The following is a 20056-nucleotide window of genomic DNA, read 5'->3' on the forward strand; positions in this document are numbered from 1 at the left end:
TGACTCCTAATTACTGATTTTTATTTTGGTGTGCTATGACTGAAACATCTACTAATACTACGACTTTGGCCCAAGACATGTTGCAAATTGGTCAACAGGCGCGCACTGCTGCCAAAATTATTCGCAATGCCTCCGATATGCAAAAAGCCAAGGCCTTAAATGCCATGGCTGATTTAATCGAAGCCAACCATGAGGCTTTACAATCTGAAAATGCCAAAGACCTCAGTGCCGCTGAAGAGAACGGCTTAGATGCTGCCATGATCGACAGACTTAGGCTCTCGGAACAAGCGCTTAACGGTATGGCCACGGGGTTACGTCAAATTGCTGCCATGGCTGACCCGGTGGGCTCCTTAGGGCCCACGACTAAACGTCCCAACGGCATGGACGTCGCCCAAATGCGTGTGCCCTTAGGTGTAATTGGTATTATTTATGAATCACGTCCTAACGTCACCATTGACGCAGCGGCTTTATGTTTGAAGTCAGGAAATGCCACTATTTTACGTGGTGGCAGCGAAGCCTTTCATTCTAATCAAGCTTTGGGTGCCATTATTCGTGAAGGTTTAGTCGCAGCAGGCTTGCCGGAAAATGCGGTGCAAATCATCGCCACCACTGACAGAGCCGCCGTAGGCCATTTAATTGCCATGACCGATTACGTGGATGTAATTGTACCGCGTGGAGGTAAAAGCCTAATTGCCCGTCTCACTGCTGAAGCCAAGGTACCTTTAATCAAACACTTAGATGGTAATTGCCATGTGTATATTGATAAAGATGCCCACATTAGTAAAGCCCATAATATTGCCATTAATGCAAAAACCTATCGTTACGGCATTTGTGGCACCATGGAAACCCTATTAGTGCACAGTGAAATAGCCCCAGCGGTATTACCTGATCTAGCCCAAGCGCTACAAGAAAAAGGCGTAGAGTTACGTGGTTGTGAACGCACTCAAAACCTCTTAAGTAACATTACTCCCGCCACTGAAACTGACTGGGAAACAGAATACCTAGCGCCTATATTGGCAGTGCGTATTGTGACTTCCATAGATCAAGCTATAGATCACATCAGTAAATACAGCTCAGAGCATACCGAAGCAATTGTGACTGAAAACCTAGAAGCCGCACGCCGCTTTCAACGCGAGGTAGATTCCAGCTCCGTTTACGTCAATTTACCCACTTGTTTTGCTGATGGTTTTGAATACGGCTTAGGTGCAGAAATCGGTATTTCCACCAACCGTTTACACGCCCGTGGTCCAGTAGGACTAGAAGGTTTAACCACCCAAAAATGGGTACTCACCGGTAACGGCCAACTACGCGGACAAAACTAATCATGTATCTTTGGACTAAAGCCTTTCACATACTTTTTATGACCTCCTGGTTTGCTGGGCTATTTTATCTACCGCGTCTCTACGTGAATATGGCTCAGCCGCATGATGCCCAAACGCTGCAAGTGCTGTCCGATATGTCACGCAGACTCTATCGATTCATGATGCCTTTGGCTATTCTCACAATTATTACTGGCTTTATCCTCTATTTATATTTTGGGGTAGGCATGGGAGCAGGCTGGATTCATGCCAAAATCACTCTGGTTGCAGGGCTGGTTTTGTACCATTGGTATTGTGGGCGCATCTTAGAGCGCTTTAAGGCGGGCACCAATACACGCTCTCACGTTTATTATCGCTGGTTTAATGAAATCCCCGTTCTAGTGCTACTTGTAGTGCTCATTTTAGTAGTACTTAAACCCTTTTAATTTTTATGACTTCCACTCCCAAAAAAACCCTCACTCTAAAAAGAAAACCACAGAGCGATGAGGGCATAGAAAATCAACGTAGACGCTCTGGCGCTAGAGCGCGCCAAGCTATACAAATGCAACGGACTCGTACTACTACTGATGAGCCTGAGCAGGCGCCACGCCGGGCCGTTAAACGTCCGGCCAAAAGCCCTTCTGGCTATAAAAAAGTAGCGCAACGCCCTACACCCAAGGCGGACACCCGTAGGCCTAGAGTAGAAGGCCCCGCTATCAATGCACGCTTTAGCGCAGAACGGGATCAGCTTTATAATATTTTCGCCCCCTGCCCTCAAGGTTTAGAAGAAGCCCTAGCCACTGAGTTACAAGCTTTAGGTTTTGATCACGTCAGCCAAGGGCGCGCAGGCTGTCACTTTGCGGCTGAATGGTCAGGTGTGTTGCGGGCCAATCTGTATTCCCGTTTAGCCACACGCATTTTAGTGCAAATGAGTTTTGCGAAAATTGAAAATGAAGACGAACTCTACGAGTTGGCTTATCAAACCCCTTGGGAAAACTGGTTTGGTGCTGAGCAAACGTTACGCGTAGACACCTCTGCCATTCGTAGCCCCTTTCAAAGCCTACAGTTTGCTAACTTGCGGGTGAAAGATGGAATTTGTGATCGTCTACGGGACCGTGAAGGCGAACGCCCTAGTGTAGATACCGTACGCCCCGATGCTAAAGTACATGTGTTTTTAAATGAAGACTCCGCCACCCTGTATATAGATAGTACCGGTGAATCACTCTTTAAACGCGGTTGGCGTCATCATAAAGGTGAAGCGCCTTTACGAGAAAACTTAGCTGCAGGTCTTTTAGCACTGTCTGATTGGGACCCGAATGCTCCTCTCATTGATCCTTTCTGTGGCAGTGGTACGATTTTAATTGAGGCGGCATGGATTGCTCTTGGTGCCCCTCCAGGGATTTGGCGGCCTTTTCACTTTGAACGTTTACGTCACCATGATGCTCGTGCTTGGCAAATCATCAAAAACGAAGCACGCGCTAATATTGCGCCTGAGATAGAGGTGCCTTTAATTGGCTATGATATTAATCCTGCGGCTATTGAAAGCGCCAAAGCAAACCTAGCGCGTGCCCACTTAGGGGCCAATACCATTCATTTTGAAGTGGGTAATGCTTTGAATATTCAACCCGTAGCCGCTAAAGGCTGGATTGTTTCTAACCCGCCTTACGGCGAGCGTTTAGATGAGGCTGACGTGGAGTTATGGTCGCAATTTGCTTCCCACTTGAAGCAGAACTTTGCTGGCTGGAGTGTAAACCTCATCACCAGTGACTTAGAGCTCCCTTCGCACTTACGTTTAAGACCAAATCGCAGGCACCCACTCTACAATGGCCCGTTAGATTGCCGTCTTTTTAATTTTCAAATGGTCGCTGCAAGTAACCGTAAACCTTAATCACCTTAACCTCTATGCCCTCTCACACTACTACTCTGCCTACGCCCTCACGCTGGCGCCGTTTTTTCTGTATGTTGTACGAAGGCATATTATTATTTGGTCTAGTCTTTGGTGTACTACTGATATTTGATTTTTTAACGCAAAGTCGTCATGCCTTATTTTTACGTGATGCGCGTCAAATCATATTATTTTTAACTATAGGTTTATATTTTTTACTGTCATGGCGTAAAAATGGCCAAACATTGCCTATGAAAACATGGCACATGCGGCTACAAACCGCAGTAGGGGGAAAGCTTAGCTGGGGGCGTGCGCTGTTTAGATATGTACTGATGTGGGTGTTACCTTTGTTATTTATGGTGTTTGTTTATTTACTAGCAGCGCAATCAGGGAATCAAGGTAGCTATTTATTATTAATTTTTGCTCCCTACACTATTTTTATCTGGACCTGGTTTGATGCAGACAAACAATTTTTACATGATAGACTTGCAAGCACTCGTATTGTAGACATTCGTCCCCATATAAAAGTAAATACCTAATACTTTTACTATTATGACTACTGATCAATTAAATAAATATCTCTTTGCAGACCAGCTCACACGTGCCCAAACTGTTGAGCTTACTGAGGCTTGGCAAACAGGGCTCCAACACCAGCACTATCCAGACTGCGTACGTAATCTTTTAGGGGAGCTTACTGCAGCAGCGGTATTATTAGCGGGCAATTTAAAATTGGATGGCTCTTTAATTCTTCAAGCCCAAGGCGACGGCCCTATTGCTTTAATGGTAGTAGAGTGCACGTCTGAATTTGCTATACGTGCTACGGTTTCCTTACGCGAAAACGTAGAAATACCCGTTGATGGTAATTTACAAAATCTACTTAACACTTATGACAATGGGAAGTTCATTGTGGTGTTAGAGCCTAAATCAGGCAGTGATTTCGAGCCATACCAAGGAGTAGTGCCCTTAGAAGGTGAAAACTTAGCCCAAGTACTAGAAAACTACATGAAGCATTCCGAGCAACTAGACACTAAAATTCATCTAAGTGCTAATGCTGAAAAAGCCAGTGGTTTACTGCTACAACGTTTACCTGGTACCGGTGGCCACATAGAAGGCACGGATGCTCCTGAGGAGCCTAGCTGGGAGCGAGCTCAACAGCTCGCTCTTACTGTAAAGAGTGAAGAGCTACTTGATTTACCGGCCTCAGAATTGATGCATCGTTTGTTTTGGCAAGAAGATCTTATGCTCTTAGAACCCACTGCTGTGAAATGGCACTGCCCATGTACTCGTGAGCGCGTGGCCGATATGTTACATATGTTGGGGCGTGATGAAATAGAATCTATCTTAAGTGAGCAAGAAAGCATAGAGGTTTCTTGTAACTTCTGTGGTAAGCCTTATACCTTCGATGCGGTAGATAGTGCACAGCTGTTTATTGCTAAAAGTGATCAGCCTGAAGCCGATAAAAGCGATAAGCTACATTAAAAAATTACAAAGATACGTAGATAATTATATCTACGTATAACTCACCTCTTGGCAGGCATGGTAGTTTGTTTCAAACTAACACCATGCCTTCTCTTTTTATTATCCCTTCCTCTTTTATTAAGCAACGTGGTGCGAGTAGTTTAGAAAACACCGTTGCTATATTGGTGTTTTTATTAATAGCGCTAGCTGCCTTTGAAAGTACGCACTGGTTATTATTACGCCAAGCGTTAAATACCGCTTTACTAGACACCGCACGCATTGCAGCCACTCAGCAAGCTCACCCTCAAATTATTAACGAAGCCTTTGCGGCCAGCATACAAAAACTACCGGCGTTTGCTTTTAAAGCTGAACATGAAAAACACTGGCATATAGAAAAAATCACCTCGTCTAGCCCTTCTAATCAGCCTATACAACATGACTATCAAGCCTTACAGTACCTACAAGGCAATACACAGATATTTGAAGATAACACCTTGCACCTACGCCTGCACTATTTACATAAACCCTTAACACCTTTGGTTAGAGCTGCTATTTATGCTTATGCCAAAGGCTATGTGCCTATAGTGACAGACATCAAAGTAGCTATGCAGTCAGATCAAGCACTATGGCAAAAACCTTCTGCAGCCCCTGCATGGGTGCCCGCTTCCTCTATGAGCCCTGTAGACTCAGCTGCTACGGTAGGCTCCTTACCCGAGCCCGCCGCACCACCCTTACCCCCATGGCAACCTTCCCTGCCCCCAAACACTTGGCAACCCCCTAACGGTAACAGCCCTCCATATCTGGAGGGCTGTGACAGTGATTTTTGCTGTGCGCCTATAGCTACTAATAATTAGGGGGTTAAAATCTGCACAAAAATCTCACCTTCTTTAAGCATGCCTTGATCAAAACGGGCCAACTCTTCAACAGCCTGCCCGCCTTCATGCAGATCTTTCACTTCTGCCGCCATGGCATTATTACGGGTAAGGGCGGCATGATTACGTTCTTCTTGCTGCTTTATTTTTTGCTGTAGTTCGGCAATTTTTTTATTACCGCTTTCATCAATCCAAAGCTCGTAGTTAAAAAAAACTAAAAGCCCGAAGAGAAAAACAAAAATAAAACGCATGATAGGTAGCTGTATTAGTAATTAATGGTGATTAACGTAAGTTATAAAACGCATCACGACCAGGATAAGATGCCACCTCACCCAACTCTTCTTCTATGCGTAAGAGCTGATTATATTTGGCCATGCGATCTGAACGACATAAGGAACCGGTTTTAATCTGCATGGCATTGGTGGCCACAGCAATATCAGCGATGGTGGAATCTTCAGTTTCACCTGAACGATGTGAAATCACTGCGGTATAACCATAACGCTTGGCTAGCTCTATAGCAGCAAAGGTTTCAGTAAGCGTACCAATTTGATTTATTTTAATCAAAATGGAATTTGCAATATCGCGATCAATACCCTCACGTAAGATTTTGGTGTTGGTAACAAATAAATCATCACCCACCAGTTGTACTTTTCCATTTAGACGTTCGCTAAGGATTTTCCAACCATCCCAGTCTTCTTCAGCCATGGCATCTTCGATAGAAACAATGGGGTATTTATCGCACCAGCTTTCTAATAAATCAACCAGTTGTGTGGCCGTTAAGCTCACGCCCCCTTCGCCTTCTAGGTGATACATGCCATCACGGTAAAACTCAGAACTAGCACAATCGAGTGCTAAGGCTATTTGTGTACCTGCTTCGTAACCGGCTTTATCTATGGCTTCTAAGATCAACTGAATAGCGGCTTCATGATTTTCTACGTTAGGAGCAAAACCGCCTTCATCACCCACAGCGGTAGACATGCCACGACCATGGATTAAATCTTTAAGCGCATGGAAAACTTCTGTACCCATACGTAAAGCTTCTTTAAAGCTGCTAGCGCCTATGGGCATAATCATAAACTCTTGCATATCAAGGGTGTTATTTGCATGCGCGCCCCCATTAATAACGTTCATCATGGGTACGGGCATTTGCATAGCCCCACTACCACCCAAATAACGGAATAAAGACAAGCCACTTTCTGCTGCTGCCGCACGCGCAACGGCCATACTGACTGCTAATATAGCATTCGCACCTAAACGCCCTTTATCATCGGTGCCATCTACATCAATCAAGGTTTTATCAATAAAGTGCTGCTCTTGAGCATCAAGACCAATCACAGTTTGGGCGATTTCATTATTAATATTTTCTACGGCTTGTAGTACGCCCTTACCTAAATAACGGTTGACATCACCGTCACGCAACTCTAAGGCTTCACGTATACCGGTAGACGCTCCGGAAGGCACGGAAGCTCGCCCCATTGCGCCTGATTCTAATAACACATCACACTCAACCGTGGGGTTACCGCGCGAATCCAGAATTTCGCGACCAATAATATCTACAATAGCACTCATGAAAATAGCATCCTTATTACTATGACTATAACTATAACTATATATATAAAATTAAAAACCGGTAGCTTTTACTACCCTATCAATGGCTTTAAGACTACGTAGCAATGCTGCCATCTCATCTAAACGTACTGCATTAGGACCATCCGATAAGGCCTTAGCAGGATCGGGGTGGGTTTCCATAAAGAGACCTGAGATACCAGCGGCGACTGCTGCACGCGCCAACACAGGCACAAACTCGCTTTGCCCACCTGAACTCGTACCTTGTCCCCCTGGTAGCTGTACTGAATGCGTGGCATCAAACACCACCGGACAATCAGTTTCACGCATAATCACTAGCGAACGCATGTCCGAAACCAGATTATTATAGCCAAAGGAAGCTCCCCGCTCACACACCATGATGGTATCACCATCACCACCCGCATCTAGGGCGGCTTCACGCGCTTTATCTACCACGTTTTTCATATCTTGAGGCGCTAAGAACTGCCCTTTTTTGATATTTATAGGCTTAAGTGTAGCCGCACACGCTTGAATAAAATCCGTTTGTCTACATAAAAAAGCCGGTGTTTGCAGTACATCTACCACGGCTGCTACATCATCAATTTGCTCTTTCTCATGCACATCAGTGAGCACTGGAATACCGTAGTGCTCACGCACATCCACTAATATTTGTAGTCCTTCAGTCATACCGGGCCCGCGATATGAAGCCGCCGAACTGCGGTTGGCTTTATCAAAGGAGCTTTTATAAATGAACGGTATTCCCAACTCATCGGTAAGTTCTTTTAGATAGCCAGCCGTATCGAAAGCCATTTGACGTGATTCAATGACGCAAGGGCCTGCAATTAAAAAGAAAGGATGATTTAAACCAACCTGAAATCCACATAATTCCATCGTCGTTCTCACAAAAGCATGCACCGCAAAAACGGTGCATGGGAGCTAAACCTAATTTTTCTGCGCTAAAGCGGCCTGTATATAACTAATAAATAAAGGATGACCATCACGCGGCGTAGAAGTGAACTCTGGGTGAAACTGTACCCCCATAAACCAGGGGTGAGTGGCCGCTGGTAACTCCATAATTTCAGGCAGGTTTTCACTAGGGGTACGTGCGCTAATCACCATACCTGATTCTTCAAGACGCGGCACATACACATTATTGACCTCAAATCGGTGGCGGTGACGCTCATTGACTACAGGACCATAAATATCAAAAGCACGCGTGCCCTCTTTGACCGGACATTCCTGAGCCCCTTTACGCATGGTACCACCTAAGTCTTCTTTCCCCGAGCGGTGCTCTACACGGCCCTCGCGGTCTTTCCACTCAGTAATTAAGGCTACCACAGGGTGAGCGGCAGACGGATCAAACTCCGTACTATTAGCACCACCTAAGCCGGTTACATGGCGTGCATACTCAACCACCGCTAACTGCATACCCAAACAAATACCTAAATAGGGAATATTGTTTTCTCGGGCATAACGAATGGCTTGAATCTTCCCTTCAGTACCGCGTTTACCAAAACCACCGGGTACTAAAATAGCGTTAAAACCTGCTAAGCAATCTGTACCATGCGTTTCTATATCCTCAGAATCTATGTACTCAATCTGCACCGCAGTACGTGTATGAATACCAGCATGCGTAAGCGCCTCGGACAAGGACTTATACGACTCAGTAAGCTCTACATACTTACCTACCATGGCTATACGTACTTCATGTTCTGGATTCTGCAAGGCATGCACTAGATTATCCCACATGGTTAAATCAGCAGGGGGTGGCGATAAGGCGAGCGCATCGCACACTAAGTTATCCAACCCTTGGCTCTGCAACATAGCGGGAATCTCATAAATGCTCTTGGCATCTTGTACTGAAATGACCGCATCTAAGGGCACATTAGAGAATAAGGAAATTTTAGCGCGCTCATCTTCGGGGATTTTACGGTCTGCCCTACACAATAAGGCATCAGGATATAAGCCAATTTCACGTAGCTTTTGTACCGAGTGTTGAGTGGGTTTGGTTTTCAACTCCCCCGCAGAAGGGATAAAAGGCACTAAAGTTAAATGCACCAAAGCGGTATTATTGCGCCCTAACCGCAGACTCATTTGACGAATCGCCTCTAAAAAAGGCAAGGATTCTATATCACCCACGGTGCCGCCAATTTCTACGATGGCCACATCGGCCTCACCGTTATAAGATGCTTTAGCCCCACGAGCAATAAAATCTTGAATTTCATTAGTGATGTGCGGGATAACTTGTACGGTTTTACCTTGATAATCACCGCGGCGCTCTTTACGTAACACAGACTCGTAAATTTGGCCAGTGGTAAAGTTATTCACTTTACGCATACGGGTGGTGATGTAACGCTCGTAATGGCCCAAGTCCAGATCGGTTTCTGCACCGTCTTCAGTTACAAAGACTTCACCATGCTGAAATGGACTCATGGTACCTGGATCCACGTTAATGTAAGGATCGAGTTTTAACATCGTCACACGTAAACCGCGTGACTCTAATAAAGCGGCTAAAGAGGCAGCTGCAATGCCTTTACCTAATGAGGAGACTACGCCTCCGGTAACAAATACGTATTTGGTGGTCATTATAAATAGCAACCCTGAGTGCAATCAGGCAAGAACTTGAAATAAGAATTATAACGGCTTGCCCGCGCTAATTGGAGAATTTTGTGTGATGTAGTGGCTGAGTACTCTGCTCTAACCACGCTAAAGCCTCACCACTGACATAAGGCTGTAAACGTGTATAGACTTCTTCATGATAGTGATTAAGCCATTGTAACTCGTCCGCAGTTAAGAGGGAGATATCAATGCAACGCGTATCAATGGGGCAAAGAGTGAGGGTTTCAAAACTATATAACTGTGCAAACTCGTTGTGTAAATGTGGCACACAAGCAATCAAGTTTTCTATACGAATGCCCCACTGCCCCGCTCTGTATAAGCCTGGCTCATTTGACGTCACCATGCCTAGCTGCATAGGTTGAGGCTGATTGCCTGGGCGTGTACGCCATGAAATGGATTGTGGCCCTTCATGTACATTGAGAAAATAACCCACACCATGACCAGTACCATGACCAAAATCTACGCCTGCTTGCCATAAAGGCATACGCGCTAAGATATCTAGTTGCTGTCCTGTAACACCTTTAGCAAATACCGTCTGAGCTAAGGCAATATGGCCTTTAAGCACTAGGGTGTAATCGCGTTTTTGTGCCTCAGTGGGTGTACCTACGGCTACCACGCGAGTAATATCGGTGGTACCGCCTAAATACTGGCCACCGGAATCTATAAGCAACAAACCCTCACCCTGAATATCGGCATAAGCATCTGCCGTGGCCTGATAATGCGGCATGGCACCATTTGCCCCAAAAGCGGCGATGGTGCCAAAACTAGCGGAAATGAAATGTGGTTGACGCGCCCGCGCTGCCGTAATCTGTTCGTCTACCTCTAATTCTGTAATGGCACGAGCCGCAACCGTTTTTTCAAACCAAGCAAAAAACTCGCATAAGGCGGCACCATCGTATTCCATGCTTTGACGTATATGCGCTAACTCCGCTTCATTTTTACATGCTTTAAGCAGCGTAGAGGGATTCATGGCTTCTACAAACTGCGTATGAGCCGCCGCCGCTAAGGTGCCCACGGTAACAGCCTGTGGATTAATTAATAAGGCGGTATTTTCGGCTAACTGAGTTAAAGCCGAGGCTAACTGCTCATAGGGCTGTACCTCTATATCGTATTGATATAAATGATGCACTACGGGGGCAGTTAGCTTTTTTTGATCTATAAAAAGCGTGACCTCATCAGCAGTAATTAAGGTATGAGCTAAAAAAACGGGATTATACGCCACATCATTACCGCGCAAATTAAAGAGCCACGCCATATCATCTAAGCTTGATAATAAATGAGCTTGTGCGCCTAAGGTCTGTATTTCTTGACGTATTACAGCTATATTCTCCTTCACCTTTCTCACGGCAAAAGGTGCTTGATGAATATATAAAGGAGCCGTAGGCAATGGGGGTCTGTTTGACCAAATTTCCGTAAACAAATCTAGCTCTTCGTTTAGCCGTAAATTATGCTGCTGTGCCATTTTTTGCCACTGTTTAGCTTGGGAAAAAGCCACCACTTGCCCATCATAGGCAACCGTCTGGCCAGCGGTAAGTTGATTGGCTACCCAATCAACCATCTCCGGTACCGCCCCATCACCCCAACGCATCAACGTAAAGCCCGTATCAATTAAATCTGTTTCAGCTTGTACCCAGTACCGACTGTCTGTCCATACGCCCGCAAAATCCGCCGTAATAATGAGTGATCCTGCGGAGCCTTCAAAACCACTCAGCCACGCTCGACTCTGATAGTGCTCAGGTAAGTATTCGGACAGATGCGGATCAGAGCTAAACACCACATAGGCATCCACTTCTGCAGTTTTCATTGCACTGCGTAATTGCTGAAGACGGGATAAATAAATAGACATAAAAAAGAAATAGGAAGAGAAAGAAGGAAATACAAAACGGGCACGTATGATTATATACATGCCCGTTTGCTCTAGACGTTAAAAACCTATTTATGCAACGGCTGATACATCTAAGGTGACAGCCGTTTTAGATTGAATTTCTTCAACACTTACGCCATCAGCTAATTCAAGCAGTTTTAATCCGTTATCAGTCACTTCCATCACGCCTAAGTCTGTAATAATAATATCAACCACACCTAAGCCGGTTAAAGGTAAGGTGCACTCGGGTAATAGTTTCATAGATTCAGTGCCGTCTCTGGATTTGGCTACGTGATCCATCAAGATCACCACCCGGCCCACACCCGCTACCAAATCCATCGCACCGCCCATGCCTTTTACCATCTTACCGGGAATCATCCAGTTGGCTAAATCCCCTTTCTCGGAAACCTGCATGGCACCTAAAATGGCAAGGTTAATTTTACCGCCACGAATCATACCAAACGATTCAGACGAGGAGAAAAAGGAAGACCCCGGTAACGTGGTTACGGTTTGTTTACCTGCATTAATTAAGTCGGCATCCACCTCGTCCTCTGTAGGAAAGGGGCCAATACCTAATAAACCATTTTCTGACTGCAGCCACACTTGCATACCCTCAGGCACGTGGTTAGCTACCATGGTAGGCATACCAATACCTAAGTTAACGTAAAAACCGTCTTCCAGTTCTTTAGCAGCTCGTGCTGCCATTTGATCTCTAGTCCAAGCCATATTTCCTCCTAACGAGTGGTGCGCTGCTCAATGCGTTTTTCAGGGTTTTCATTTAGCACAATACGATGCACAAAAATACCAGGCAAATGTATTTGATCAGGATCTAATTCACCCACCTCTACAATTTTCTCCACTTCGACTACTGTAATCTTTCCAGCTTGAGCCACTTCGGGGTTAAAGTTGCGCGCGGTTTTATTAAAAATTAAATTACCGCTTTGATCAGCAATGTGCGCTTTAATTATAGAAACATCCGGTTTAATAGCGCGCTCCATCACATATTGTTTACCATCAAACTCTTTGACTTCTTTACCTTCAGCTACAATGGTACCTACGCCGGTAGCGGTAAAAAAAGCAGGTATACCAGCGCCCCCAGCACGCAAACGCTCCGCTAAGGTACCTTGAGGCGTGAACTCTAGCTCTAACTCACCGGAAAGATATTGACGCTCAAACTCTTTATTTTCTCCCACATATGAGGAAATCATTTTCTTCACCTGACGCGTCTCAAGAAGCTGACCTAAGCCAAAACCGTCTACGCCTGCATTATTGCTAACACACGTTAACCCTTTAACATTTGAGTCTTTTAAAGCAGCAATTAGCGCCTCTGGAATACCGCAAAGACCAAAACCGCCAACCCCTATTGTTTGCCCGTCTGCCACCAGCCCCTTTAGAGCCTCTGTGGCACTGGCATAAACTTTACTCATAATGACAGCTCCTTTTAATGTTCTATAATGTTCTATTTTCTTAGATCTTTCAGTATAACTAAATTGTGCCCCCTAAACTTGGCCTGATCTACAATGGTTGAAAATTATGCTTAACGGAGAACCACCCATGTCTGAACGTGAATCAATGGAATATGATGTAGTTATAGTTGGCGCAGGCGTAGGAGGTCTGGCCACCGCTATACGCCTTAAGCAACTTGCTGCTAAAAACAATCAAGACATCAGCGTCTGTGTACTAGAAAAAGGCGGTGAAGTTGGCGCGCATATTCTATCGGGTGCTGTGATGGACACGCGCGCGCTCACTGAGCTCATTCCTGACTGGAAAGAGCAAGGCGCCCCTATTAAGGTTGCCGTCAATGAAGATCAGTTTTTATTTTTAACGGCAGATAAAGCACGTAGCACCCCCTTATGGATGCTACCTGACTGTTTTAAAAATGAGGGCAATTATATTGTGCGCTTAGGCGAAGTGACGCAATGGTTAGGCGAGCAAGCTGAAGCCTTAGATGTGGATATTTTCCCCGGGTTTGCGGCTGCTGAAGTACTTTACACCAGCGACGGGGCTGTACGTGGAGTGGCCACTGGTGATATGGGGGTTGCTCGTGACGGTAGTCATAAGCCAGACTACCAGCCTGGTATGGAATTACATGCCAAATACACCCTATTTGCTGAGGGCTCTAGAGGGCATTTAGGCCGTGAGTTAATTGAAAAATTCAAACTAGATGCTGGCCGTAATGCGCAAAGCTATGCCATAGGCATCAAAGAAATGTGGGAAGTGGATCCTGCCCAGTCTAAGCCTGGCTTAGTCATGCACAGCGCTGGTTGGCCTTTAGATCCTGATACCTACGGTGGTTCATTTTTATATCACTTAGATAATAACTTAGTAGTAGTTGGTTTAGTGGTGGGCTTAGATTACGCCAACCCGTGGTTATCACCTTTTGATGAGTTTCAACGTTATAAAACGCACCCTACTATACAGCCCACATTCAAAGGAGCCAAACGTATTTCTTATGGTGCTCGCTCTCTTACCGCTGGTGGTTTGCTCTCTTTGCCTAAATTTGTATTTCCTGGGGGCGCTATGGTTGGCTGTGAGGCGGGTTTTTTAAACGCCTCTCGCATTAAAGGTAGCCATGCGGCCATTAAAAGTGGCATGTTAGCTGGCGAAGCCGCTTTTGAAGCCCTTAAAGAGCAACGCCAACATGACGAACTAAACGCTTATACACATGCCTTTGAACGCTCATGGCTCTTTGATGAGCTCAATAAAGCGCGTAACTTTAAACAGTGGTTTAAAAAAGGCCGTACCGTTGGTACCATTATGACAGGCATAGAGCAATTAGTTTTAAAGGGTAAGATGCCTTGGTCTTTAAAAAACACTAAACCTGATCATGCTTATTTACAGCCCGCTTCTGTGTGTGCAGTGATTGATTACCCAAAACCAGATGGTGTTTTAACCTTTGATAAACTCAGTTCTGTATATTTATCAAACACTCATCATGATGAAGATGAGCCCATTCATCTAACACTTAAAGACCCTACGGTACCCGTAAAGGTAAATCTGGCTACGTATGCTGGGCCTGAAAGCCGTTATTGCCCTGCGGGCGTCTATGAGTTTATTAAAGACGATACCGGGGCCGATCAATTACAGATAAACGCGCAAAACTGTGTGCACTGTAAAACCTGTGATATTAAAGACCCTACCCAAAATATTGTGTGGGTTACGCCACAAGGTGGAGAGGGGCCGGTATACCCAGGGATGTAAATTCCGCCAATTAGGGCTTTCGCTGTTTACCTTTGACAAAGGCTTGGGTACAATCCGCTACAGTTAGTTGTTAGCCCTTCCTTTGTCCCTAACCGCTCATAACGCTCATAAGCCCTATGCATTTACTACTTCAGCTTCTAAACCCTGCTCGTGTTGGTATTGTACTTTCCACCTTAGTTTTAACAGGTTGTGTAACTACCCAGGGTCCGGACTCTGCAGCAGCAGATGCCCTATTAGCTCAGTTAAAAGATGAATACGCTTACAGCACGCAATCTGACCCCCTGGGAGCCTATTTGGCAAATCGCGGTAAAACAGATGTGGTGACCACTTATAGCCAATCCAAATCCTTCTCCACCACCTCACATAACCATAGCTTTGCCAATACTGCTTTGGATTATTTAGGCATTAAATATAAATTTGGTGGTAACGCGCCTTCTAGCGGTTTTGATTGTAGTGGCTTAGTTAATTATGTGGCTGAAAAATCCCTAGGCTTAAAGCTGCCGCGTCGCTCTGTTGAAATTGCACGCTTAGGTCAAAAAGTTAAACCCAATGAGTTAGAAAAAGGTGATTTGGTTTTTTTCAATACCAGCGGCCAACGTAACTCACATGTGGGTATTTACTTAGGTGATAATAAATTCGTCCACGCACCCAGCTCTGGTTCTGTAGTGCGTGTAGAGGACATGACAATCAATTACTGGAAAAATCGCTATAACGGGGCTCGCCGCTTAGCGAGTAAATGAGGGCAGTTTTCACAGTAACCTTCTTTAGTTAACACTTCTTTCACACTACACACTGAACGTCTACAAGCTACCACCTTAATGCCTGAGCGCACGGCAGCAGATCTAAACGACTTCATCACATTGTGCCCTAAAAAATCCGTTAATAATATTAAAAGCTCAGTCCCACTGGGCAAAGCCAGATTTTTCTTCTGATGGGCCGGATCTCTGCCGCTGATATGTTGCTTAATTTTAATATTATGTAATTGCAACAAATTGGGAATATTTCCTAAACGATCGGCTCCTACTATTACAGCACTAACACGTTGCGACATGGGAAGTCTCCGAGAGTTGATGTGATGTAAATAGTAATCATTCTCATTTGCGTTGTCAATTATTTCCCTGTCTTTAATCTTTCTGTCACCACCGTTCGTGTTAGTTCTGGATTGAGCATTTCAAGCATCACGTATAAATAGTCACGAATAAAGGTGCCTTCTTTAATTGCAACGTGAGTTTGATGTGTACCGAATAAATGGCCTGCGGGCAAGCCCACTAAATTTTTATCTCGGCGTGGATCAAAAGCCATACCAGCAATAATGCCAATCCCTAAACCCACATCTACATAGGTTTTAATAACATCCGCATCCACCGCCTCTAATACAATATCAGGAGTCACATCTGCTTTAGCAAAGGCCGCATCTATAGCACTACGACCCGAAAACGCATGATCATATGTCACTATAGGGTATTTAGCCAACATATCTAAACTTAAAGCTTCAATGTGATTTGAGGGTAAATCCGCTAAAGGGTGATGAGGGCTGACCACTACAGTATGCTGCCAAGAGTACACGGGTAAAGTGATCAAGCCGCTGGTTTCAGCTAAGGTTTCAGTGGCTACGGCTAAATCAGCCTGCTCATGCAACACCATTTGCGCTAACGTTTTAGGGTTGCCTTCAGCCAAAGACATATGCACTTTTGGAAAACGCTCTCTAAAAGCCGGAATCACTTTAGGTAATAAATAACGGGCTTGAGCATGTGTGCAACCTATAACTAGCGCTCCCTCATCATGCTGCGCAAAATCGTCACTCGTACGTTTTAAGTTTTCCACCTCACTCATAATGCGATCAATGACTTCAGCAACGGCAATACCAGGCCGAGTTAACCCCCTTAACCGTTTGCCATGACGCTCGAAAATTTTAACCCCTAACTCATCTTCTAACTCAATAATAGCCTTAGAAACGCCCGGTTGAGACGTATGCAAAGCACGAGCGGCATCTGTAAGATTAAAATCTTGACGTATGGTTTCACGTACAAATCGAAACTGCTGTAAATTCATATAACTAGCCTGTGTGGGATATTTTTAGTTTTTATAAAAAATCTATATATTCTTTTCTATATATGCTTCATGTCTTATCAGATTATATAGAATATAGACCAGCCTTTATATTTCTTTTAGTAATATGCTTAGCTGCTTTTCTTTGGCTTTTTAGTACGCAAACGCTGCCAAAACATAAACAACATAAACACAGCAAACAACACATGCACTAACCAAACTCCTATGCTAAATGGCAAGGCACCACTCGTAATCCAGCTTTGAGACAGATTAATTAGATTCATATACAAAAACCCAACCAAGCCTGCTAACAACACATCGCCCGAGCGCCCAAGACGAGGATTTACCGCCCCCAGAGGAATAGCTAATAAAGCCAAATTAATAACAGCGATGGGTAAACCCAAACGCCACATAATTTGTGCCCAAGAGCGGTTAGTATTATCTGCTATGAGTTGATCTGTGGGCCTGCTTTTGCGTGACTGTTCGGCTTGAGCACGTATACTTTCCGAAGTATTTGCCTCCCCTTTACTCTCTAAGCGCACAGCATAGTTTGCGAAATTTACCAAACGCACCTGAGTGTTGGCAGGCAACACATCATAGCGTTGGCCTTCATTTAATACTAAAAATCTATCACCATTATCTGCTATTTCTACCTGTGCACTGTCTGCCGTTATTACACTAACCCAACCATCATCATCTATAACCCGTGCTACCACTTTGCCTAGTTCCTCCGCTGGGCTATCAGGCGCTTCCGTAAAAAATACACGCCTCCCATTTTCAGCCTCTATGAATTGCCCTACCGTTACCTTACTTAGGTCTGAGCGCAGCTCGTAACGTTGCCTGTACTCAGAAAGCTGCCTATAGGCCCAAGGAGAGGCATAAAAAGTAATTAGAGCCATTAAAACAGCCACAGGAATTACACAGCGTAATACGGGACTAATCCAATCACGTAAAGATAAGCCACTACTAAACCACACCACCATTTCTGACTCTCTATAGCTACGAGTCACGGTAGTGAGTACTGCAATAAATAAAGAAACCGTTAAAATAACAGGTAAGGCGGTAATGCTGGAAAAGACCGCTAAACTAAATACCACCTCAGCACCAATACTGCCCCCAGCTGCTTCGCCTAATAAGCGTACTAACAACACACTGAGCCATACAATTAATAAGGTAGATAACACTACCCCAGCATGGCTTAGAATTTCAGAAATGACGGTACGTTTAAATAAAGACATATATGCGACAATAGATAGGTATTAAATTGGCATGAGGCCAAACTTTAAAGGATTAATGATGGAATTTAGCACACAAAACACTAAGGATTTAACCAAAATTCAAACACAAGCACTAAGCATTGGAATATTTAAAGGCAAAGAAGAGCAGCTTAGTACCGCCGCTCAACAAATAGACCAAGCCACTGATGGCGCTGTGAGTGCCTTACTGGCTTCTGAGTTTAAAGCCGATGCAAAAACACAGCTGGTTTTACGCAATTTGCCTGGCGTGGCTGCTGAGCGTGTAGTGCTGATAGGCTTAGGAGAAAAGAAAAAGTACAATGCTAAAGCTCACGCTACTGCAGAAGCTACCTTTGCTGCCTATTGTAAATCTGCCTCATTAACAGATGTGACTTCTACCTTAGCTAGTATAGACGTAGCAGAAAATACTTTAGCAGACCGCACTCGCACCGCTGCACAAGCCGCTGGTTATGCAAACTACAAATACGACACCACGCTTAGTACCAAAAATGAGGACCAAAACATAGAAAAGTTTATGGTGTGGGTAGCTCCAACCCAAGAACCCGAAGCCAACTCCGGTCTTAAAACAGGAAAAGCCATTGCCAGTGGCGTTAATTTTACCCGTTTATTAGCAGATCTTCCGCCTAATGTATGTACCCCTACTTATCTAGCAAATGAAGCCAAAAAACTGGGTGAAGAATTTAACTCATTAAAAGTGGAAGTGCTAGAGCGCAAACAAATCGAAGCACTAAAAATGGATTCATTTCTATCCGTTGCTAGAGGTTCTCAAGAACCGCCCGTCTTTATTGTTATTAAACACACACCCACAGGGACTAACACAGACGCCAACGCCGATGAGGCACCTTTAGTGCTAGTAGGTAAAGGGCTTACCTTTGATTCGGGTGGTATCTCTCTAAAACCAGCAGCCAACATGGATGAAATGAAATACGACATGGGCGGAGCCGCTAGCGTATTAGGCGCTATGCGTGCGGTGGCTGAGCTTAACTTAAATAAGCCGATTATTGGTATTATTGCCTCTTGTGAAAACATGCCCGGTCCTTTTGCTAATAAACCGGGTGATGTGGTCACCTCCATGGCGGGTAAAACCATTGAAATCCTCAATACCGACGCTGAAGGTCGTTTGGTGCTGTGCGATGCTCTTACTTATGCTGAACGCTTTAACCCCGCAGCGGTCATTAACGTCGCCACTTTAACTGGCGCGTGTATTGTGGCTTTAGGGGACATTAACAGTGGTTTATTTAGTAATAACGAAGCTTTAGCTGAACAAGTAAAAGAAGCTAGTGAGCAAACCAATGACGGCGTGTGGCAGCTACCCATTACCGATGAATATCAAGCAAAGCTGAAATCTAATTTTGCTGATATTGCTAACATAGGCACACCGGGGGCTGGCTCCATTACGGCTGCTTGTTTTTTAGCCCGTTTTACCGAGAAATACCCATGGGCGCATTTAGATATTGCGGGTACGGCTTGGAATAGTGGTGCCAATAAAGGTGCTACTGGCCGCCCTGTACCTTTACTGGTGCAATATTTAATTAATCAGTGCGCTGAGTAATGGTAGTACGCGTCGATTTTGCTTTGGGCGCGTCTAATCGCTTTCGCACTACCTGTGAGGTGGTGCGAAAGCAGTATTTAGCAGGGCGCAAACTCATTATATTTCACTCAGAAGCGCGTGAACTCCAGCGTTTTGATCGTATGTTATGGGGTTTTGAACCTACAGCTTTTGTGCCGCACGTAATGATCACTGATGCCTTAGCTTCGCAAACCCCAGTATGGCTTTGTCAGGACCCACAGCATCTGCCTAACACACCCCCTCCTGAGCAATGGCTAATTAACTTAGACTCAAATGGGCCCCCATTACCCAGTACCTTTCAACGTATTTTAGAAATCGTCTCTCATCAAGAATTTGACAAACAACAAGCTAGACAACGTTGGCGTCAATATCAACAACACGGTTATGACGTGCGCAGCCATCATTTAAGTGCATAAAC

Annotated in this window: 20 protein-coding genes; 10 read left to right on the top strand and 10 right to left on the bottom strand. The window is 44.8% G+C overall.

The features are described 5' to 3' along the window. The first annotated feature begins 35 nt into the window (after positions 1 to 35). From AC2UZJ_RS01690 to AC2UZJ_RS01715, 6 genes are all read left to right on the top strand, one after another. The gene (locus tag AC2UZJ_RS01690; protein WP_486948384.1) at positions 36 to 1322 is read left to right on the top strand and encodes a glutamate-5-semialdehyde dehydrogenase; all 1287 of its coding nucleotides are present in this window, start codon (positions 36 to 38) and stop codon (positions 1320 to 1322) included. A 2-nt stretch (positions 1323 to 1324) separates the two neighbouring features. Then, positions 1325 to 1744 carry a CopD family protein gene (locus AC2UZJ_RS01695; protein ID WP_486948385.1) on the top strand — a complete coding sequence of 140 codons (420 nt, stop codon included), beginning with the start codon at positions 1325 to 1327 and terminating at the stop codon, positions 1742 to 1744. A 5-nt stretch (positions 1745 to 1749) separates the two neighbouring features. Then, positions 1750 to 3186 (top strand): THUMP domain-containing class I SAM-dependent RNA methyltransferase, encoded by a 1437-nt coding sequence (locus AC2UZJ_RS01700; RefSeq protein ID WP_486948386.1) that lies wholly within the window; start codon positions 1750 to 1752, stop codon positions 3184 to 3186. Positions 3187 to 3200: 14 nt separating this feature from the next. Further along, positions 3201 to 3722: an RDD family protein gene (locus tag AC2UZJ_RS01705; protein ID WP_486948387.1), complete on the top strand. Its 522-nt coding sequence runs from the start codon at positions 3201 to 3203 to the stop codon at positions 3720 to 3722. Between the two features lie 13 nt (positions 3723 to 3735). Continuing rightward, positions 3736 to 4662 carry an Hsp33 family molecular chaperone HslO gene (gene hslO / locus AC2UZJ_RS01710; protein WP_486948388.1) on the top strand — a complete coding sequence of 309 codons (927 nt, stop codon included), beginning with the start codon at positions 3736 to 3738 and terminating at the stop codon, positions 4660 to 4662. 65 nt (positions 4663 to 4727) lie between these two features. Continuing rightward, the gene (locus tag AC2UZJ_RS01715) at positions 4728 to 5495 is read left to right on the top strand and encodes a TadE/TadG family type IV pilus assembly protein (protein ID WP_486948389.1); all 768 of its coding nucleotides are present in this window, start codon (positions 4728 to 4730) and stop codon (positions 5493 to 5495) included. Here the strand turns inward: AC2UZJ_RS01715 and AC2UZJ_RS01720 are convergent. The 7 genes from AC2UZJ_RS01720 to AC2UZJ_RS01750 all read right to left on the bottom strand — a co-directional run bounded on the left by AC2UZJ_RS01720 (position 5492) and on the right by AC2UZJ_RS01750 (position 12989). Further along, on the bottom strand, positions 5492 to 5764 hold the full coding sequence (locus tag AC2UZJ_RS01720) for a septum formation initiator family protein (RefSeq protein ID WP_486948390.1): 273 nt from the start codon (positions 5762 to 5764) through the stop codon (positions 5492 to 5494). The genes AC2UZJ_RS01715 and AC2UZJ_RS01720 overlap by 4 nt on opposite strands. A gap of 31 nt (positions 5765 to 5795) precedes the next feature. Then, positions 5796 to 7082, bottom strand: a complete 1287-nt coding sequence (gene eno, locus AC2UZJ_RS01725; RefSeq protein WP_486948391.1) for a phosphopyruvate hydratase — start codon at positions 7080 to 7082, stop codon at positions 5796 to 5798. A gap of 51 nt (positions 7083 to 7133) precedes the next feature. Then, entirely contained in the window at positions 7134 to 7970 is an 837-nt protein-coding gene (kdsA, locus tag AC2UZJ_RS01730) for a 3-deoxy-8-phosphooctulonate synthase (RefSeq protein WP_486948583.1), read from the bottom strand. 51 nt (positions 7971 to 8021) lie between these two features. Next, complete coding sequence (gene pyrG / locus AC2UZJ_RS01735; protein ID WP_486948392.1) at positions 8022 to 9665, bottom strand: CTP synthase; 1644 nt, start codon at positions 9663 to 9665, stop codon at positions 8022 to 8024. Positions 9666 to 9732: 67 nt separating this feature from the next. Next, positions 9733 to 11544, bottom strand: a complete 1812-nt coding sequence (locus AC2UZJ_RS01740; RefSeq protein WP_486948584.1) for an aminopeptidase P family protein — start codon at positions 11542 to 11544, stop codon at positions 9733 to 9735. Between the two features lie 90 nt (positions 11545 to 11634). Beyond that, a complete protein-coding gene (locus AC2UZJ_RS01745; protein ID WP_486948393.1) occupies positions 11635 to 12288 on the bottom strand; it encodes a 3-oxoacid CoA-transferase subunit B in 654 nt (217 codons plus the stop codon). Between the two features lie 8 nt (positions 12289 to 12296). Continuing rightward, the gene (locus AC2UZJ_RS01750) at positions 12297 to 12989 is read right to left on the bottom strand and encodes a CoA transferase subunit A (RefSeq protein WP_486948394.1); all 693 of its coding nucleotides are present in this window, start codon (positions 12987 to 12989) and stop codon (positions 12297 to 12299) included. A 127-nt stretch (positions 12990 to 13116) separates the two neighbouring features. On the opposite strand from AC2UZJ_RS01750, the gene AC2UZJ_RS01755 reads away from it, so the two are divergent. Continuing rightward, on the top strand, positions 13117 to 14763 hold the full coding sequence (locus tag AC2UZJ_RS01755) for an electron transfer flavoprotein-ubiquinone oxidoreductase (protein ID WP_486948395.1): 1647 nt from the start codon (positions 13117 to 13119) through the stop codon (positions 14761 to 14763). Positions 14764 to 14879: 116 nt separating this feature from the next. After that, positions 14880 to 15503: a C40 family peptidase gene (locus tag AC2UZJ_RS01760; RefSeq protein WP_486948396.1), complete on the top strand. Its 624-nt coding sequence runs from the start codon at positions 14880 to 14882 to the stop codon at positions 15501 to 15503. Here AC2UZJ_RS01760 and AC2UZJ_RS01765 read toward each other — a convergent pair. The 3 genes from AC2UZJ_RS01765 to lptF all read right to left on the bottom strand — a co-directional run bounded on the left by AC2UZJ_RS01765 (position 15470) and on the right by lptF (position 18050). Continuing rightward, positions 15470 to 15814, bottom strand: a complete 345-nt coding sequence (locus tag AC2UZJ_RS01765) for a DUF2325 domain-containing protein (RefSeq protein ID WP_486948397.1) — start codon at positions 15812 to 15814, stop codon at positions 15470 to 15472. The two genes, AC2UZJ_RS01760 and AC2UZJ_RS01765, sit on opposite strands and share 34 nt — an antisense overlap. A gap of 59 nt (positions 15815 to 15873) precedes the next feature. Further along, on the bottom strand, positions 15874 to 16815 hold the full coding sequence (locus AC2UZJ_RS01770) for a CysB family HTH-type transcriptional regulator (protein WP_486948398.1): 942 nt from the start codon (positions 16813 to 16815) through the stop codon (positions 15874 to 15876). Positions 16816 to 16943: 128 nt separating this feature from the next. Further along, positions 16944 to 18050, bottom strand: a complete 1107-nt coding sequence (gene lptF, locus AC2UZJ_RS01775; RefSeq protein ID WP_486948399.1) for an LPS export ABC transporter permease LptF — start codon at positions 18048 to 18050, stop codon at positions 16944 to 16946. A gap of 58 nt (positions 18051 to 18108) precedes the next feature. On the opposite strand from lptF, the gene AC2UZJ_RS01780 reads away from it, so the two are divergent. Both AC2UZJ_RS01780 and AC2UZJ_RS01785 read left to right on the top strand, forming a co-directional pair. Then, on the top strand, positions 18109 to 19620 hold the full coding sequence (locus tag AC2UZJ_RS01780; RefSeq protein WP_486948585.1) for a leucyl aminopeptidase: 1512 nt from the start codon (positions 18109 to 18111) through the stop codon (positions 19618 to 19620). Then, the gene (locus tag AC2UZJ_RS01785; protein ID WP_486948400.1) at positions 19620 to 20054 is read left to right on the top strand and encodes a DNA polymerase III subunit chi; all 435 of its coding nucleotides are present in this window, start codon (positions 19620 to 19622) and stop codon (positions 20052 to 20054) included. The genes AC2UZJ_RS01780 and AC2UZJ_RS01785 overlap by 1 nt, the downstream gene beginning before the upstream one ends. Positions 20055 to 20056: the final 2 nt, after the last annotated feature.

It is taken from the genome of Paenalcaligenes sp. DL 309, assembly GCF_057475285.1.